Source organism: Candidatus Pantoea gossypiicola (assembly GCF_008632075.1).
Lineage (GTDB): Bacteria > Pseudomonadota > Gammaproteobacteria > Enterobacterales > Enterobacteriaceae > Pantoea > Pantoea gossypiicola.
The window spans coordinates 217610-235340 of record NZ_VWVM01000002.1; the positions used below are offsets into that span (position 1 = coordinate 217610).

The following is a 17731-nucleotide window of genomic DNA, read 5'->3' on the forward strand; positions in this document are numbered from 1 at the left end:
ATCAGTTCCCTCTCGCCAGGCCGTTGAGTTCGGCATGCGTCGCATCCGGCGCAACCAGTAACGTGATTTCAACACGACGGTTACGCGCGCGATTCTCTGCACTGGTGTTTGGCACCAGCGGATTGCTCTCGCCGCGCCCTTCCGCTTTCACCCGTGACGGCTGCGTCAGCTGCTGTTGCAGCAGGGTCTGCACCGAACGGGCGCGCGCCAGCGACAGCTCAAAGTTAGAGGCAAAGCGCGCACTGCGGATCGGCACGTTGTCGCTGTAGCCAATCACCTGAATCTGGCCGCTCACATTGTTCATGGCCGCCGCGATGCGCTGGATCACGTCAATGTAGCCGCCGCGCACCTCGGTCGCCGCCGAAGCAAACAGCCCATCCCCTTTCAGCGTCACCACGCTGCGGTCCGCTTCATCACGCACCGCCACCAGTCCGGCATCAATTTCCGGCTTCAGGAAGGCGCGCAGGTTGAGCGTGGCAGGCGGAGGCGGTGCCGGGTTGCCGATCTTCACTTCCGGCAGCGCCGTCTGATAGATGCGGGCCAGCACCGGCGAGGTGTAATCGCCCAGACGCCAGTTGAGCACGATGTAGAACAGACAGGCGGCCAGCCCGGCGACTGCGGCGCAGGCCCACAGCGGGATCATCGGCCGCCACAGCTTGCGCAGCACCGGCTGATCGGTGGGATGCGGTGACAGCGCCGCGGCGTAACTGCCGCGCACGCTTTTGATCATCTGCAGCAGGCGCTGTTTGATGGTCTCAAGCTGCGAGCGGCCATTGTCCAGCACCCGGTAGCGTCCTTCGAACCCCAGCAGCAGGCAGAAGTAGATCAGCTCCAGCATCAGAATGTGACGTCTTGGGTTTTGCGATAGCTTCGCCAGCAACTGGAAAAACTTCTCGCCGCCCCAGGTTTCGTTGTGAAAGGTGACCAGCAGACCGTTGCTGGTCCAGACGCCGCGACTGCCCCACGGCGTCAGCGCCGCCGCCTCATCCAGCGCGGTACAGAGACAGTAGCGCGCGCCGATGATCACTTCGTAGCCGAGGCCCGACTGCTGGCAGCTCAGCTCAAAGCGGCGGATCTGGTCGATCAGCTGCTGACGCAGTTGCGCCGGGTCTTCATGCGACACCGAATGGCGGATCTGTGGAATCGCGTTAATCAGGGGGTTGGCCGCCGCGACCAGCACATTCTGGTGGCTGGCATCCGGCGCAAGATCGCTGTGTGAATGTTGTTGTTCCTGCATCATGCTGCGTGCTCAGTTTATTATTCTGACTGACTGCGGATGGCCCAGAACTCCATGTTCAGGCCCGGAAACTCACCGGCAAGGTGCAGCGCAAAAGCGCCTGAGCGCTCCATCTCTTTCCATAGCTCGCTGTTCTTATCCAGTTCGAAATAGCTGTATCCGGCATGCCACGGGATCTGCGGCGGCGCGCCGGGCATCGCCCGAAGAGCCAGACCCGGCAACTGCAGCTGCACCAGATCGCGGATTTTGCTGACCGGCGCGACTTTCATCTGGGCCGGGAAATGGGTTTTCAGGGTGTCGGCCGGCACGCTGGCTTTCACCGCCAGCACAAAGCCGAACTCATGCACCATGCTGCTCTCCGGCACGGTTGCGACGTTCAGGCCGTGCGAACGCTGCGTCAGCGGCAGCTGAATGGCGCTCTCCTCCATCACCTGCGACAGACCCTGACGCAGCAGCAGCGACAGACGGCTGAAGCAGTTATGCAGGTCATCATGATCGTAGAGCGGCAGTCCTTCCGGCGCGCGCGCGGGCGTCCAGGTACTCAGCTCTGCGGCCAGTTGCAGCCAGTGGCTATAGAGGGTTTCAGGATGCAGCAGCGGCAGATGTTGCAGATGGCTGTGCAGGCCAAGCTGACGATTGAGCAGCGCCAGCAGCATAAAATCGACCATGTCGGCGCTGTTGAAGCGGCCGGTGCCGGGTGCACGCTGACTCAGCTGCTGGCTGCGCTGCTGGATCAGCCCGTGCAGGTCGTTAAACATGTTTTGCAGCGGACGGCTGCTGTTCAGGGTCAGCATCGGCGGGATGTAGTCGCTGTCGAGCCGGATATGGTTGTCGCTGCGTTTTTCTATTACCTGCGCCACGCCCATTGCGGTCCACTCGGCGGTCAGATCCTGCTCCAGCATCAGCCGCAGGCGCAGCTTGCCGAACTGTACCGTCGCGCTGCCCACGGCCTGGGCGTTGTCATCTTCCACTTCCGCTTCCCAGGCCAGATAGCGCGCCAGAGAATCCTGCGACTCCTGGAAGGCGACGGCTTCGCGGCCATTGCGCCGGGTCGGTATCGCCAGCACCACTTTGCTGCGGTCTACTGAGGCCGGCAGATCAAGCGGTGCCGGGCCATGCTGTGGCTGGCTGAAGGCGAAAAACGTGCCGTCTGGCAGACAGCCGCTGGCCGCGCTCAGTGCCAGTTTGCCCTGACGCAGCAGCGCTTCATCAAACTCAAGATCGTAAAAGCCCCAGGTGTAGACGCGCTGTGACTGACCCCATTCACGCAGGGTGCTGAGAAGATAATTTTCTGACTGCTGGAAATGGTGAGGACGCAGAAACATCCCTTCGGTCCAGACGACCTTTTCGGCTCTGTTCATCGGCATCACTGTTTTTCCACGCGAAGGCCATTCATTCCCGCCACGATGCGCGCATTCAGCTCGCTATCGTCACGTTGCCAGAATGCCCAGAATGAGGGCGACTCCGCTTCGGGAACCGGCAGCGACAGTCGCCATACCTTGCCATCCAGCGCCTGATATTCCGCCATGATGCCGATGAAGCGCGCCTCAGGCAGGCTCTTAATCCGCAGCGTTTTGCTGCGCTGCTCTGGCGTCAGGAAGAATTGCTGGGTGTTAAGCTGCGCACTGCCCAGCACCGTTGCGGACTGGTTTTGCAGGGAGTAGAAGTCTGCTGACATGAACTCCGCATCGGAACTCAGTAACACCACACGGACCTTCAGCGGCGCACCGCCGTTCAGCTGATTCTGCCCCTGCACATCCAGGTTGTAGTAAGCCACCGGCGGCGTGCTGTTGCTGCTACTGCAGGCCGCCAGCAGCCACACCAGCAGTACGATCAGCCCACCGCGCAGTTGTGTTGTTCTCATCATCCAGCCCTCCCTGCTCAGTGCGATTAGTTAATGATCCAGGTTCCGTTAGTGCTGTTCTGACAGGCGGTGCTGTCACCGTTAACCGCGACGCAGGTTTTTTTCTTGCTGCTGCTGCGCACGCGGCGTTTCGGCTGATCGGCTTTAACGGTCTGGTCGTAGAGTGCGCTTTTCACCACGGCGCGGAATGGCACATAGCCTGTCAGCTGGACGGTTGCCTGCGGCGCGGCAGGATGAACGGCATCTTTCACGGCAGCGGTGGCGCTGTCCGGCTTAGCTTCTGCTGCGGCCTGAGCAGGTTCACCCAGCGCCAGCCAGTTGTTCTCGACCTGACCAATCACGGTGTAGCTTTCGCCGGTTTTCAGCGTCTCTACCACCTTGCCGCCGTAACCTGGCTGGCTCATCACCGAGCCGGGATAGAGCGCGCGATAGGTTTCATTGACCGGGCTGAATTGCGCTGGCGGTTTTACGGCATAACGGTGACTGATCGCCACACCGTCCACCGTGGTGGTGACCAGGGTGTCATCGGTCATTTTTGGCGGGGTTTTACAACCGGCGACTGAAAAAACAAACATCAGGCCTAACGCAACGCGGAGCTTCACCATTTTTTTCATGTTGTGTTCCATTCATACCTTGGAGAGTGGCCAGAGGCCGGGTGTCAGTAATGAAAATCAGAGATGTCATCTGCGCAGGAAGCCACTTAGTGCCAGATTAAAAAATAATCCTTAAACAAAAAGCGCCTAAGCGTCTTGCTGCGAAGCGTTAACCGATCAGCAAAAGTTAAGTATAAAAAAGCAACATCGGGGACGTAAACGGGAAAAGGAAGGAATCTGACCTGGCAAACAACGATCAGAAACATGATCAATTTTTTCCCGGCAAATTTAATAAGGTGGGGTAAACCCAAGCTTTCCTTATGCCATCCCTGGTCGAAAAACCGTCGCATTGAATTAAGCCGATAACAGTGAGTCAATTATCCGGCAGTAAGAAATGACACATTACGCCCGAATAATTTTCATTATATTGCTTTATTTTCAATGCGTTATAACTTTAGAGAAATTTCATAGCTACCGCACGAGTCAGGTAGATCCTGCCCGTGGGTCTGAAATTACAATCCATGTGTAAATATTAGCTGCGAGTTTACAGAAGATTGACAAAATTTCAACGGCCCACTTTCACAAGAATTTACTTAAGTAAAGTTTAACTAATTAAGTTAATACAAATAGGAGTTACTTTTAAGCACTCGGTTAGGACTAATCTTAGCAACATGCGAAAGTATGAAGTATTTTTGCACATAAATAAGTTTGTTCTGAGAATGGCATTAAAAGCACTCATGTTTTAAATGGTTCTGATTTAAGCCAAATCAAAAGAAGTTCATATCGTGCAGGCAGCCATACTCAGCGCTTTGCGTCAGCCAGCAGCGCGATAAATGCCTGATTATCAGATGGTTAAGCAGCCATGCGCCTGGCGTGGCGCAGACAGAGAAGGGATAGCGATTAAGACGCAATAAGCGAAGCGTGAAGCAGGACAGGCCCGCTTTAAGAACAGACTGATTAATTGTGCTTTACCGGCTCGCTTAATCAGCAGCTCACAACCCCGACAGAGCATAAAAAAACCACGCCGTAGCGTGGTTTAGTGAGAGAGCGTGCCGCATTAAGCGATCATCAGAAGAAGCCCAGCGGTTCGATGCTGTAGCTGACCAGCAGGTTTTTCGTCTGCTGATAGTGATCGAGCATCATTTTATGGGTTTCACGCCCGATGCCCGATTTTTTGTACCCGCCAAAGGCAGCGTGCGCCGGATAGAGGTGATAACAGTTTGTCCAGACGCGCCCCGCTTTGATTGCCCTGCCCACCCGATAGGCACGGTTGATATCGCGGGTCCAGACGCCGGCACCCAGGCCATAAATCGAGTCGTTGGCGATGCTGATCGCTTCCGCCTCATCTTTAAAAGTAGTGATGCCGATCACCGGGCCAAAGATCTCCTCCTGGAAAACCCGCATGCTGTTGTTACCTTTCAGCAGGGTTGGCTGGATGTAGTAGCCGCTGTTGAGTGAGTCATCCAGCTTCTCTACGCCGCCGCCCACCAGCACTTCTGCGCCCTCTTGCCGTGCCACCTCAAGATAAGAGAGGATTTTATCGAACTGCTGCTGCGAGGCCTGCGCGCCTACCATGGTATCGGTGTCGAGCGGGTCACCGCGTTTGATGGTTTTTACCCGCTTCATTACGGCTGCCATAAACGGCTCGTAGATCGACTCCTGCACCAGCGCACGCGATGGACAGGTACAGACTTCACCCTGATTCAGGAAGCCCAACACCACGCCTTCGGCCGCTTTCTCAATAAAGCTCTCCTCCGCCTGCATGATGTCTTCAAAGAAGATGTTCGGTGACTTGCCACCCAGTTCGACCGTCGAGGGGATCAGACTTTTGGCGGCCAGCTCCAGAATGTGCCCGCCGGTAGCGGTAGAGCCGGTAAAGGCGACCTTGGCGATACCGGGATGGGACGCCAGCGCTTCCCCTGCCTCTTTACCAAAGCCGTGCACCACATTCAGCACGCCCGGCGGCAGCAAATCTTTAATCAGATCGACAAAGATGGTGATCGACAGCGGCGTCTGTTCAGCCGGTTTCAGCACCACGCAGTTCCCTGCGCCCAGCGCCGGGGCCAGTTTCCAGGCCGCCATTAACAACGGGAAGTTCCAGGGGATAATCTGCGCCACCACGCCCAGCGGCTCATGGAAATGGTAGGCGGCGGTGAACTCATCAATCTCTGCCGCGCTGCCCTCCTGCGCCCGGACGCAACCGGCAAAGTAGCGGAAGTGATCGACCGCCAGCGGCATATCAGCCGCCAGCGTTTCGCGCACCGGTTTACCGTTATCCCAGGTTTCATAGACCGCCATGGTCTCCAGATGCTGTTCCAGCCGATCGGCAATTTTCAGTAGCAGCAGCGCGCGTTGTTGCGGTGAGGTTTTGCCCCATGCATCCGCTGCGGCGGCTGCGGCGGCCACCGCGTTATCCACATCGGCTCCGTCTGAGCGCGGAAACTCACCGGCCGCCGAGCCGTTTACCGGCGAGGTGTTAGTAAAGTAGTTACCCTTCACCGGCGCGACGAATTCACCATTAATGAAGTTGCCATAATTCTTCTGTAGCGTAATCAGAGAACCCTGTTCTCCGGGGGCAGCGTAACGCATGATCATTCTCCTGACAGGTGACTGACGTAACAATGATGAAACTTATTATTAACATGAAGGATCATTGTGAGCCTGTCAGGTCTGTTAACCGGAAACTGTGACCGCCCCGAAGGAATAGGCGTTTACGCTGCGCTTAGAGAAAATTCCGACTTTTCCCCGAAAGCGTAGTCAGCGAGAAACTTGTGCGGCACAAAGGGGGTCAACCTGAGGATGAATTCATTCCGGAGATAAGCATGCTGGCTTCAGCTTTTACCCAGATGCGCGCTAAAGCCAATTTCGTGCATCAGTTTATCCGCAATCCGCGCAAGATGGGCAGCATTACCCCCTCGTCAGAGGCGTTGTGCCGGACGATGATTACATCGGTGAAATGGCCTGAAGCGTCACGCATCGCGGAACTTGGTGCAGGCGATGGCGTACTGACCCGACAGATACTGGCACAGATGTCACCCGACGCCACGCTTGATGCCTTTGAAATCAGCACTACGCTGGCAGACAAGCTAACCGCGCTGGAGGATCCGCGCATGACCGTGCGTACCTGTTCTGCGGAGTATCTGAACGGCAACTATGACGTGATCTTCTCCGGCCTGCCGCTGCTCTCATTACCGCCCGAACTGCGTGAAGCCATTCTGCGAGCGGTCTATAACGCCCTTGGCCCGGACGGCGTTTTTGTCCAGTTTCAGTACACCTCGCTGACCCAGCCGGATCTGTCGCGTTACTTCACCTGGGAGCGCCAGCGGGTGCTGAAAAACGTGCCACCCGCCTGGGTCTATCGCTGCACGCGTCACTACGCGCCCTGAGCACGATCCACTGCCGGGCGCGTCTGTTGCCAGAACGTCACCAGCAACTCGCGCGCCCAGTCTTTGCCCTCAATCTCGTTGGCCCCATCCTCTTTGCAGCCTGGCGGCGTACAGACACTCATAATGTGCCGTGAAAACTCGGGATGAAACTGTACCGAGAGCGCCTGCGGTGAATAACGCACAATCTGACAACCATCGCGCGCAGAAGCCGCCAGCACCTGCACCCCGGACGGCGCGCTGACAACCGACTGACGATGCGACAGCCAGACGCTGAAGTCGGCGGGCAGCTTCTGCAGCAGCGGGTCGCACTGGGCCTGATCAGAGCAGCGAATGGGTAACAGACCGCGTTCCCAGCCGCTGGGATTGTCTGCCACTTCACCGCCCAGCGCATAGGCCATCAGCTGATGGCCGTAACAGACACCGAGCAGCGGCAGCCCCTGATCAATCGCCGCTCTGACCCAGGCGGCGCTGCGCTCACTCCAGTCGGCGTGATCGGTGACCATCGCCCAGGAACCACTGAGGATCGCGCCGGAAATCCTGTCAAAATCGGGTAACGCTTCGCCCAGATGGGGCCGCACAATCAGGTACTCATCGGGTTGCAGATTCAGTGCATCAATAAACCAGCGCGGCTGTTCACCAATCTCTGAAACAACGTTTGCAGGCGGGACTTCAAGCTGAATTAACGCAAGGGGTAAGGCGGACGTATAGGTCATACCGAATCGGTTCCTTTAAGAAGTCGTTTCAAATCAGTCTGCCAGCATCGCGCCCGAAAGTCTCATCAGGCTGCACCGCCATCGCAGAAAATTTCTCACTGCGATTGGCTGGAGTGCCGCAGTTCGTGCCATCATTAGCGGGCTAAGCAAAAATCATCAAAAGGATATTATCGTGGCTGTGCGGCATTTTTTTCTGATTCTGATGGTGGTTTCTATCTGGGCCTTCAACAACGTGGCGGTGAAATGGGGCCTGCTGGAGCTGCCGCCGCTGTTTCTGACGTTTATGCGCTTTGTGGTCGTCGCCATCGTGCTGGTGCCGTTCTGCCGTATTAACCGTCAGCAGTTGCCCTGGCTGCTGTGGCTGGCTTTTACCTTCGGCTTTATGCATTTCTCGCTGCTGTTTGTCGGCCTGCGCTATACCGATGCCGGTACCGGCGCGATTGTGGTGCAGCTGGGCACACCGATTGCGATGTTGCTGGCGATGGTGGTACTGAAAGAGAAGCTGAAGCTGGTGCAGCTGCTGGGTATTATGATTTCGCTGAGCGGCGTGGTGGTGCTGTCGGGTAGTCCGACGATTCCCTCGTGGTGGGTGCTCTGTCTGCTGTTGTGCAGCGCCACCGGCTGGGCCGTCAGTAACCTGATAGTGAAAAAGTCACCGCCGATTAAACCGCTGACCATGACCGGCTGGATTGCGTTTCTGGCGATTCCCATCGTCGGTGGCTCCAGTCTGGTGATGGAATCCCATCAGCTTTATGCGCTGCAGCATGCGTGCTGGCGCGGCTGGTTTGCCATTCTTTATAGCGCCATCGCCTCGTCGATTGTGGCCTATACGCTGTGGTATATGCTGCTGAAGAAATATAACGTCAATCTGATCATGCCCTACTCGCTGCTGACGCCGGTTTTATCGGTGGTGATGGGGATTATCGTGCTGGGTGACAGCCTCAACAGCTTCAAGATTATCGGGGCATCGCTGGTGATTCTGGGCACGGCTATTGCGGTGCTCAACCTGCGAAACCTGCGGATGCATGCCCGCTTCCCGCGCCTGCGGCGACGTTGATCCTGCGTGCTATGCTTGAGAAATCACCCCTTTCAGGAAGCACAACATGGACTCACAGCTTGCCGCCGCGCTCTGGCAGCAGATGCAGCAGGGATTGCGGGGTCGTGACGACGCCTTGCCTCTTCCTGCCTTCCTTGATCGCGCCACCTTCGCTTCTGCTTTTGCCGTCAGTGAACTGGCAGCCACCAGCATCGGTCTGGCAACCCAGGCCACCGCCGCACTGATCGCCGCATCCTGCCCTGAATATCGCTCTCCGCCTGTCGCCGTCAATGTACGCCTGGCGTCGCGCTGGTTTCAGCAGAGCTTTATTCCGCTGAACCGTGCTGCGCCCGCGATGTGGGATGCGTTTGCTGGTGACTATCGCAGCCGCGATGGCTGGATCCGCCTGCACACCAACGCCGCGCATCACCGGCAGGCGATGGAGCAGGTGCTGGGCGCGCACGCCGATCGCGCGGCGCTGGCACAGCAGGTGCAACAGTGGCAGGCCAGCGAACTGGAGCAGGCGATTATTGATGCCGGTGGCTGCGCCGCTGAAATGCGCAGTGCCGCCGCCTGGCAGCTGCATCCGCAGGGCCAGGCCGTGCAGCATGAGCCGCTGTTTAGCTGGAAAACAACACTCGCGGCACCTGCTCCGGCGTGGCCGCTGGCCGAAGCGCGTCCGTTACTGGGCATCAGGGTACTGGATCTGACACGGATTATTGCCGGGCCGGTCGCCACGCGGTTCCTGGCCAGCCTGGGAGCCAGTGTGTTGCGCATCGATCCGCCCGGCTGGCAGGAGCCGACGCTGGATGAGGAGATGAGCTGCGGCAAACGTCGGGCGGTGCTCGACCTGACCCAGCCCGCCGATCGCGATCAGTTTATCCACCTGCTGCGTGAAGCGGACGTGCTGGTGCATGGCTATCGGGCTGATGCACTGGAACGGCTGGGGTTTGATGCAGAGACACTTCAGTCACTCTCACCCGGTCTGGTTGATGCCGGTCTGAATGCCTGGGGCTGGCAGGGGCCGTGGCGCAATCGCCGGGGCTTTGACAGTCTGGTGCAGATGGGGTGCGGCATTGCTGAACGCGGCATGCAGTGGCAGCAGAGCGACAAACCGGTTCCGCTGCCGGTGCAGGCGCTGGATCACGCCACGGGCTATCTGCTGGCGGCCGCCGTGCTGGAAGGATTACGGCGACGCGTTACGCAAGGAGATGGCAGCCAGGTGCGGCTGTCGCTGGCACGCACCGCGTGGCTGTTGCAGCAACATCCCACCGGTGAGCACGCGGGTTCCGGCATTGTGCCGCAGGTTAAGGATAACCTGCCCTGTTACGAGTTAACGCCATGGGGGTTTGGGGTCAGGCTCAGGGCAGCCGCCTGGCTGCCCGGCACCCCGCAGCTCTGCGCGACACCGGGCTGTGCGCCGGGTTCACACCCGGCGAGGTGGTGGAACCAATAATTAGATAATTAGAAAAACCATCTTGATGACATTAGATTGATATCTTATCATTTGCCCATGACTCAGGGACGATGTTCATTAAGATGGGGTGCGGAATGGTCAGGGTGGACTGGTCCAGGCGGGCTTTGAAGCATCTTATGAAAATCGATAAACGTTACCAGAAAATCATTTACCAGAAGGTAGGTGAGTTGGTCAGTTTCCCGGTCGTCACATTAGATATTAAAAAAATGCAGGGCAGCGATAATCACTACCGGTTGCGGATTGGCAACTACCGCGTCCTTTTTACATTAACCGGAGGCGAACCGGTGATTCTGGAAATTACAGAGGTAGCCCGAAGAACGTCAGTCACTTACCAGAGTCTATTGATGCCCGGCGGTTTCATCTATAACCACTCGCATCCATAACCCCTGCATCGACTTACAGAGTCCCGGATAAACTATGTCAAAACAGTACATCTATGATGAAGCAGGCAAACCTCAGTATGTGGTCTTGCCGGTGGCGGAATATGAAAAGCTGCTCTCGGCCAGCGATGACGCGTGGGAAACGATCCCCGTAGAAACTGACGAGCACGATGATGAGACGATCCCGCATGACGTTACAGGGATTATGATTGAGCAGGAAGTGAGCCTTCAGGCGGCATGGCGTATATTGCGGGGTTTAAGCCAACAGGATGTGGCTCAACAGCTAGGCACCACGCAGAGTGCGATCTCTCAACTGGAACGACCCGACAGTAAGCCGCAGAAAAAGACGCGTGAGCGTCTCGCAAAACTCTATGGCTGCCGACCCGAGCAACTGATCCTGTAAACCTTCAGAATAAACGCGATTCAGGTTTCAGCGGATAATCACGCTGTATCCGGAGAATTTTCTCAAGATCCCGGCCGTTAAGATGATTTAATTATGTGCGCCAGGTTCACACCCGGCGCAGTAGTGAATCAGGCGTCTGGCGCTTCTTCGCTGCTCTCGAGCAGTTCGTTGTACATCGCCTGAATCGCTTCGCGGCTCAGCATCGCCAGCGTGCGATAGAACGCCGTGGTTGCATGCGCTTCCACTTTGCCCAGGAACGTTCCGCACCACGGCAGCAGGTACTCTTCAAACAGGGCCAGCTGCGCTGCGCTCTCATCTTCCGCTGACTGATCCTCCAGCCAGGATGCGGCCAGCAGCAGCACGCCAAAATGGTCAGCAGGCGCATCGCTCAGCGGCATGCCGCGTGAGGTTAAGAATGCACGTACTTCCGGCTCCGTTTTGCCTTCCGGCCACTGTGAGGCGTAAGGCGGCACATTACAGTCGCTGCCGACAAACAGCGCATTGTAATCGGCGGCCAGCGCCTGCGGATCGCTGTTCTGTTGCAGACGCGTCAACAGCTCATCCTGCTCCAGCGGCCACTGCGACTGCAGTTTGCCTTCACGCAGCAGCGTGAACAGCGGCACCAGCAGCGGGTCCTGCGGCTGACGATTAAATAGTGAGCCGATCACGCGGCACAGAATGGAAAACTCATTCATGAGTCAGATTTCCTTGAGGCAAAATAAATTAAAAGTCAGCCAGTTCAGCAATAGGTTTGCCGCTACGCATTTCCAGAAAGTCGAGCAGGCGACGCGGCGTGACATTTAACACCCGATCTTCAGGAAAATCCACTTCGCGGGCAATCCGCAGGCAGTGATCGAAATGGCCCAGCGTAAACGCGGTGTGGGAATCGGAACCAAACGCCAGTCGTCCCCCGGCATCGCGCACGGCGGCGGCGATAGCGCGGCAGTTAGGTTCGCTGCCCGGACGCGAATGGGTAAAGGAGGAGTTGTTCAGCTCCAGCGCCACGTCATAGTGCGCTGCGGCCTCGGCAATCGCCGGGATATCGACCGGGAATTTCGGGTTGCCCGGATGGCTGATGATATGAACCAGTCCACCCGCCATGGCGGCGATCATCGCGTCTGTGTGATGCTTTCTGTCGCGCGGCGCATAAACCGGCTCGTGAAAACCGGCGACGATTAAATCCAGCGCATCGAGCATCGGGCCGGAACAGTCGATCTCACCCTGCTGGTTTTTAATGTTGGCTTCGATACCGCGCAGAATCCCCACGCCATCAATCACGCGCGGCCAGACGCGCATGTTAATGAAGTGCCAGTAGTGCGGCGCGTCAGCCATGTCGGGGCCGTGGTCAGTAATGGCAAACAGCTTCATGCCGGTTTGTTTCGCCTGGGTCACGTAGTCGTGCAGCGTGCTGTAAGCATGCGTACTGGCGATGGTGTGCATATGCAGATCTACCGGATACATCCTCTTCTCCTGCTGAATGCCCCTGACGGGGCCGGTTCATTAATAGCCGCGCTGACGGTCAACTCTGCCCTGCGGCGGCTCGCCTGCCTGATCCTGGGTGATGGCGCGGGCGATGTAATCGATAGCTTCGTCGATCAAGGTTACCGCCGCATTATGAGGCGTGATCGTGACGCGCGGATGTGACCAGAGCGGATGCGCTTCGGGCAGCGGTTCAACCTGAAATACATCCAGCGCGGCCGCTTTCAACTGCCCGCTATTGAGCGCAGCCAGCAGGTCCGCTTCCACCACTTGCGCGCCACGTGCGATGTTGAGGAAGAACGCGCCGTGCGGCAACTGCTCTAAAAAGTGCTGGTCGATGAGATTGATCGTCTCGTGCGTGCTCGGCAGCAGGTTGATCACCACACGCGTCTCCTGCAAAAACGCAGGTAGCGCATCGCGTCCGGCAAAGCTGGTCACGCCGTCGATTTCTTTGGGTGAGCGGCTCCAGACACGTAACGGGAATCCCCAGGGTTTCAGGCTCTCCGCCACGCTCTGTCCCAGCACGCCCGCGCCCAGAATCCCGACGGTGAAGCTTTCACGCGGGTAAGCGGGCAGCGGCTGCCAGCACTGTTGCTGCTGCTGAAGACGGTAGTCGTCAAAACGACGGAACCAGTTCAGTACGCTATGAACGGCGTACTCCTGCATCTGGCGCGCCATTCCGGTATCTTCCAGCCGGTAGAGCGGCACGCTGTCGGGCAGCATCTCAGGGTGCTGCTGCAGCTGTTTCAGAATCTCGTCAACCCCTGCACCCAGCGCAAAGACGCCGCGCAGTGTGGCGCGCCCCTGCAGCATCTCTGCGGGGGGTGAGCGGACCAGCGCATAATCTGCTGGTCCGTTGTCGCCTGGTTGCCAGGCACGTACACGCGCATGTGGCAGACGCTGTTGTAAACCGTTAATCCAGGCCGCTGCAGACTGCGACGGGTGATACCAGATGATCTCCATCCTGCTCTCCTTTTTTCTTTCAGCGTCGGGGAAAAGTGAGGTGAGAGCAAGAAAAAACCCGCGTGAAAAAGCGGTTTTTTCCATAAAAATAATTCCCGTGGCTTCACATTTCCGGCTCGCTTCAGGGTGAAGTGGGCAGATAAGGTCTAAAGTTGGTCCTGTGGTCAATGCGTTACGCGCGGCCGCATTTCGGACAAGGAGAAAAACCGATGACAAAAATTGAGGTAAACGCCGACTCACGGCGTCAGCGTTATGCGCCCTTTCTGCTCACGTTGCTGCTGAGCGTACCTGCTTTCACCGCCCATGCCGACGACAACAGCCGCATGCTGAATAATCAGCCGCAGCCGCCGGACGTTCGTTTAGGGCCGCTGTTTAATGCCGTGCAGCAGGCGAAGTTCTATCCCGATCAGAAGACCTTTGCCGATGCGGTGCCGAAATTTGATCCCGCGTCGATTCTTGCCGACTGGCAGATGCAGAAGAAACAGCGCAATTTCGATCTCAAACGTTTTGTTGACGCTAACTTTACCCTGCCCGCTGCGGGCGACAAATATGTGCCGCCCGCCGGACAAAACCTGCGTGAGCACATTGATGGCCTGTGGCCGGTGCTGACGCACACCACCAACAGCGCCGGTCAGTATGACTCGCTGCTGCCGTTGCCTAAGCCCTATGTAGTGCCGGGCGGGCGTTTCCGCGAAGTCTATTACTGGGACAGCTACTTCACCATGCTGGGGCTGGCCGAGAGCGGACACTGGGATAAAGTCCAGGATATGACGGATAACTTCGCCTCACTCCTCGACCGTTATGGGCATATCCCCAACGGCAACCGCAGCTACTACCTGAGCCGTTCACAGCCGCCGTTCTTCAGCCTGATGGTCGACCTGCTGGCGACGCACGATGACGGCAAAGCTTATACCCACTACCTGCCGCAGCTGCAGAAAGAGTACGACTACTGGATGGCCGACAGCGATAACGTCGCGGCGGGTGCAGCCAGCAAGCGGGTGATTAAGCTGGCAGATGGCACCCTGCTCAACCGCTACTGGGATGCGCGCGATGTACCACGCACCGAATCCTGGATGGATGATATTGCCACCGCGCAGAAAGCGCCGCAGCGCAATAAAGCTGAACTTTATCGCGATCTGCGTTCCGGTGCCGCATCGGGCTGGGACTTTAGCTCACGCTGGTTTACCGACGCGCACAACCTGTCGACAATCCGTACCACTCAGCTTGCACCGGTTGACCTGAACAGCCTGCTGTTCCATCTGGAGCAGACCCTGTCGAAAGGCTACCAGATGAACAAGCAGAGCGATCTGGCGAAGCAGTACGCCGATCGTGCGGAGAAGCGCCAGGCGGCGATCAACCGCTATCTGTGGGACAGTAAACAGAACTGGTATGCCGACTATGACTGGCAGAAAAAGCAGGTTCATCCGCAGCTGACGGCTGCCGCGCTGTTCCCGCTCTATCTGCAGGTCGCCAGTGATAAGCAGGCTGAAAGCACTGCCAGCGCAGTTGAAAAGCAGCTGCTGAAGCCCGGCGGTCTGGTGACCACCACCGTGAACAACGGCCAGCAGTGGGATGCACCAAATGGCTGGGCACCGCTGCAGTGGGTTGCCGTGGAAGGCCTGGAGCATTACAACCAGCCAAAACTGGCGAAAGAGGTAGGCTTACGCTTCCTGCAAAACGTCCAGACAACCTATGACCGCGAGCATAAGCTGGTGGAGAAATATGTCGTCGACGGCAAAAATCTCGGTGGCGGCGGCGGCGGTGAGTATCCGCTGCAGGACGGCTTTGGCTGGACCAACGGCGTCACGCTGAAACTGCTCGATAAGTACTGCCCGAAAGATAAGACCTGTAACAGCGCCCACGATATTCCGCAGGCGTCTGCCCCGCAAAACTGATCCACTCTGGATACCTCTGGCCTCGCCGGAGGTATCCGCACGCCTTTTCAGCGAATTTTACTTGACCTTCTTACATCAACAGGCAAAATTGCAGCCAATTTACAAAAGGTAATAATTCTCATTATGATAATGAGATTACCTATTAATAACTTTACTCACCTGCCTTAATCTTTGCTATGAAAGGAACTCCGATGAAACTGTCACTGTCGCTGAGAGGATATATTCGCCTCTGCACCCTGGCGCTGACCGCGCCTGCTCTGAGTTTCGCTGCCGATATGGTGGTGACTGCACAACCGCAGGAAGACTCGACTTCACCTACCCAGGGCTATCTGGCGACGACCAGCCAGGGCGCAACCAAAAGCGACCGTCCGCTGATCACCACGCCGCAATCGATATCCGTGGTCACCCGCCAGCAGATGCAGGATCAGGGCGCGCTGACTTTGAACCAGGCGCTGGGCTACAGCTCTGGCGTCTTCACCAACTTTGGCGGTGCCGCGACCCGTTACGACACCATTGCGCTGCGCGGCTTCCACGGCGGCGATGTCGATAACACCTTCCTCGACGGCATGCGGCTGATGAGCGACGGCGGCAGTTTCAACGTATTGCAGGTGGATAACGCCTTCCTTGAGCGCATCGACGTGATCAAAGGTCCCTCTTCTGCCCTTTATGGTCAGACGGTGCCAGGCGGCCTGGTGAATATGGTGACCAAACGTCCTCAGTTCAGCGAAGAGGGCCATATCCAGTTGCAGGCGGGTACCAATGGCACCACCGGCACGATGTTTGACTACACCAATGCGATCAACGACCAATGGGCATTTCGCCTGACCGGCGTAACCCGCAACAGCGATACGCAATACGATCACACCCGTGAAGAGAAATATGCACTGATGCCGCAGCTGATGTGGCAGCCGGATGAAGATACCCATCTGATCCTGAAAGCCTATCTGCAGAAAGATCCTTCAGGCGGTTACCACGGTTCCGTACCGGGCGACGGCAGCCTCACCGAACACAACGGCTACAAGCTGAGCAATGGCTTTTATGAGGGCAACAGCGACCTCGATCAGTTCAAGCGTCGCGAGCAGATCTACAGCTTCGACTTCGCCCATCGCTTTAACGACGTCTGGTCATTCTCCTCAACCGGCAGCTACAGTCACTCAAATGTCGATCTCGATCAGGTCTATCAGATTGGCTGGGACAGCGTGAATCCCGATCTGCTTAACCGCTACTACTCTGGCGAGCGCTCCTCGCTCTCCGCCTGGTCCACCGATAACCGTTTACAGGCAGAATTTAATACGGGCGAACTGGAACACCGCGTCACGGTAGGTGCCGAGTATCATCGTTATAAAAATGAGATCAGTGAGGCTTCCGGTGCGGCGAACCAGCTTAATGCGCTGACTGGCGAGCAGGTGGGCGAAATGCCTTCTCAGAGCTGGGCTGAAAACACCCGTCGTTACTACCAGACCGGCCTCTATCTGCAGGATGAGATGAAGCTGGACCGCTGGCATCTGGATCTCTCCGGCCGTTATGACCGCATAGTCGCCGAAAACAGCGGCAGCGATCGCCGTCAGGATGATCACATCAGCGGACGCGCCGCCCTGCTCTATGCGTTCGACAACGGTATCTCGCCTTACGTGAGCTGGAGCCAGGCGATTACCCCGACCGCGCTCACCGATCCCAACAATAATCTGCTAAAGCCGACCACTGCTGAGCAGTATGAAGCCGGGGTGAAATATCAGCCAAATGGCACCCGCGATCTCTATAGCGTGGCGGTCTATGACCTGACGCAAAAAGATGTGGCGAACCGCAACGTTAAGGACGGAACCTTTACTCCCTCAGGCAAAGTTCACTCACAGGGTATCGAGCTGGAAGCGCGTAACCAGCTCACCCCGCGTCTGAGCACCGTGGCGAGCTATACGCTGAATCATCTGCGCTTTAAAGATTCGGTGGATGGCAACAGCGGGCATACGCCGTATGTCACCCCCAACAGCATGGCAGCGCTCTGGGGTCACTATCAGTTTGATTACGGTCTGAGTGCAGGCGCAGGCGTGCGTTACATCGGCAAACAGTGGGCGGACAATGAAAACACCACGCGCGTGCCGTCTGTGACGCTGTTTGATGCGTCAGTGCGGGCCGATCTTGGCGTCTGGAACAGCAGCCTGAAAGGGGCCTGGGTTCAGGTCAATGCTAACAACCTGACCGATCGTACTTATGTGGCGGGCTGTTACGGTACGGGCTACTGCTACTGGGGTGCAGAACGCAGCGTGATGGCGACCGTCGGTTACGACTTCTGATTAAACGTAAAAGA

At 57.3% G+C, this 17731-nt stretch carries 16 protein-coding genes; 7 read left to right on the top strand and 9 right to left on the bottom strand.

Annotated features, from left to right (window positions below; translation table 11 throughout):
- Position 1: 1 nt before the first annotated feature.
- The 5 genes from F3I20_RS03340 to exaC all read right to left on the bottom strand — a co-directional run bounded on the left by F3I20_RS03340 (position 2) and on the right by exaC (position 6283).
- On the bottom strand, positions 2 to 1240 hold the full coding sequence (locus F3I20_RS03340; RefSeq protein ID WP_150038164.1) for a DotU family type VI secretion system protein: 1239 nt from the start codon (positions 1238 to 1240) through the stop codon (positions 2 to 4).
- A gap of 17 nt (positions 1241 to 1257) precedes the next feature.
- A complete protein-coding gene (tssK, locus tag F3I20_RS03345) occupies positions 1258 to 2598 on the bottom strand; it encodes a type VI secretion system baseplate subunit TssK (protein WP_013357569.1) in 1341 nt (446 codons plus the stop codon).
- 5 nt (positions 2599 to 2603) lie between these two features.
- On the bottom strand, positions 2604 to 3104 hold the full coding sequence (tssJ, locus tag F3I20_RS03350; RefSeq protein WP_150009565.1) for a type VI secretion system lipoprotein TssJ: 501 nt from the start codon (positions 3102 to 3104) through the stop codon (positions 2604 to 2606).
- A gap of 23 nt (positions 3105 to 3127) precedes the next feature.
- Positions 3128 to 3727 carry an SH3 domain-containing protein gene (locus tag F3I20_RS03355; RefSeq protein WP_150038165.1) on the bottom strand — a complete coding sequence of 200 codons (600 nt, stop codon included), beginning with the start codon at positions 3725 to 3727 and terminating at the stop codon, positions 3128 to 3130.
- A 1035-nt stretch (positions 3728 to 4762) separates the two neighbouring features.
- Entirely contained in the window at positions 4763 to 6283 is a 1521-nt protein-coding gene (gene exaC, locus F3I20_RS03360) for an acetaldehyde dehydrogenase ExaC (protein ID WP_150009569.1), read from the bottom strand.
- A gap of 233 nt (positions 6284 to 6516) precedes the next feature.
- Here exaC and F3I20_RS03365 point away from each other — a divergent pair, with 233 nt between their 5' ends.
- On the top strand, positions 6517 to 7080 hold the full coding sequence (locus F3I20_RS03365; protein WP_150009571.1) for a class I SAM-dependent methyltransferase: 564 nt from the start codon (positions 6517 to 6519) through the stop codon (positions 7078 to 7080).
- Here F3I20_RS03365 and F3I20_RS03370 read toward each other — a convergent pair.
- Positions 7068 to 7793, bottom strand: a complete 726-nt coding sequence (locus F3I20_RS03370; RefSeq protein ID WP_150038166.1) for a glutamine amidotransferase — start codon at positions 7791 to 7793, stop codon at positions 7068 to 7070. The genes F3I20_RS03365 and F3I20_RS03370 overlap by 13 nt on opposite strands.
- A gap of 172 nt (positions 7794 to 7965) precedes the next feature.
- Between F3I20_RS03370 and F3I20_RS03375 the strand changes: the two genes are divergently transcribed.
- From F3I20_RS03375 to F3I20_RS03390, 4 genes are all read left to right on the top strand, one after another.
- A complete protein-coding gene (locus tag F3I20_RS03375) occupies positions 7966 to 8850 on the top strand; it encodes a DMT family transporter (RefSeq protein WP_150038167.1) in 885 nt (294 codons plus the stop codon).
- A gap of 46 nt (positions 8851 to 8896) precedes the next feature.
- Positions 8897 to 10285: a CoA transferase gene (locus F3I20_RS03380; RefSeq protein WP_150038168.1), complete on the top strand. Its 1389-nt coding sequence runs from the start codon at positions 8897 to 8899 to the stop codon at positions 10283 to 10285.
- A gap of 95 nt (positions 10286 to 10380) precedes the next feature.
- A complete protein-coding gene (locus F3I20_RS03385; RefSeq protein WP_150009923.1) occupies positions 10381 to 10689 on the top strand; it encodes a type II toxin-antitoxin system RelE family toxin in 309 nt (102 codons plus the stop codon).
- Positions 10690 to 10723: 34 nt separating this feature from the next.
- Positions 10724 to 11089 (top strand): helix-turn-helix domain-containing protein, encoded by a 366-nt coding sequence (locus F3I20_RS03390; protein ID WP_150009579.1) that lies wholly within the window; start codon positions 10724 to 10726, stop codon positions 11087 to 11089.
- Between the two features lie 128 nt (positions 11090 to 11217).
- On the opposite strand, the gene F3I20_RS03395 is transcribed toward F3I20_RS03390, so the two are convergent.
- The 3 genes from F3I20_RS03395 to ghrA are packed head-to-tail and all read right to left on the bottom strand — an operon-like array spanning position 11218 to position 13531.
- Positions 11218 to 11784, bottom strand: a complete 567-nt coding sequence (locus F3I20_RS03395; RefSeq protein ID WP_150009581.1) for a TorD/DmsD family molecular chaperone — start codon at positions 11782 to 11784, stop codon at positions 11218 to 11220.
- A 28-nt stretch (positions 11785 to 11812) separates the two neighbouring features.
- Positions 11813 to 12550: a phosphatase gene (locus F3I20_RS03400; RefSeq protein ID WP_150009583.1), complete on the bottom strand. Its 738-nt coding sequence runs from the start codon at positions 12548 to 12550 to the stop codon at positions 11813 to 11815.
- A gap of 39 nt (positions 12551 to 12589) precedes the next feature.
- Entirely contained in the window at positions 12590 to 13531 is a 942-nt protein-coding gene (gene ghrA, locus F3I20_RS03405; RefSeq protein ID WP_150009585.1) for a glyoxylate/hydroxypyruvate reductase GhrA, read from the bottom strand.
- Between the two features lie 209 nt (positions 13532 to 13740).
- Between ghrA and treA the strand changes: the two genes are divergently transcribed.
- Both treA and F3I20_RS03415 read left to right on the top strand, forming a co-directional pair.
- Positions 13741 to 15426: an alpha,alpha-trehalase TreA gene (gene treA, locus F3I20_RS03410; RefSeq protein ID WP_150038169.1), complete on the top strand. Its 1686-nt coding sequence runs from the start codon at positions 13741 to 13743 to the stop codon at positions 15424 to 15426.
- Between the two features lie 191 nt (positions 15427 to 15617).
- A complete protein-coding gene (locus tag F3I20_RS03415; protein WP_150009589.1) occupies positions 15618 to 17717 on the top strand; it encodes a TonB-dependent siderophore receptor in 2100 nt (699 codons plus the stop codon).
- The last annotated feature ends 14 nt before the right edge of the window (positions 17718 to 17731 follow it).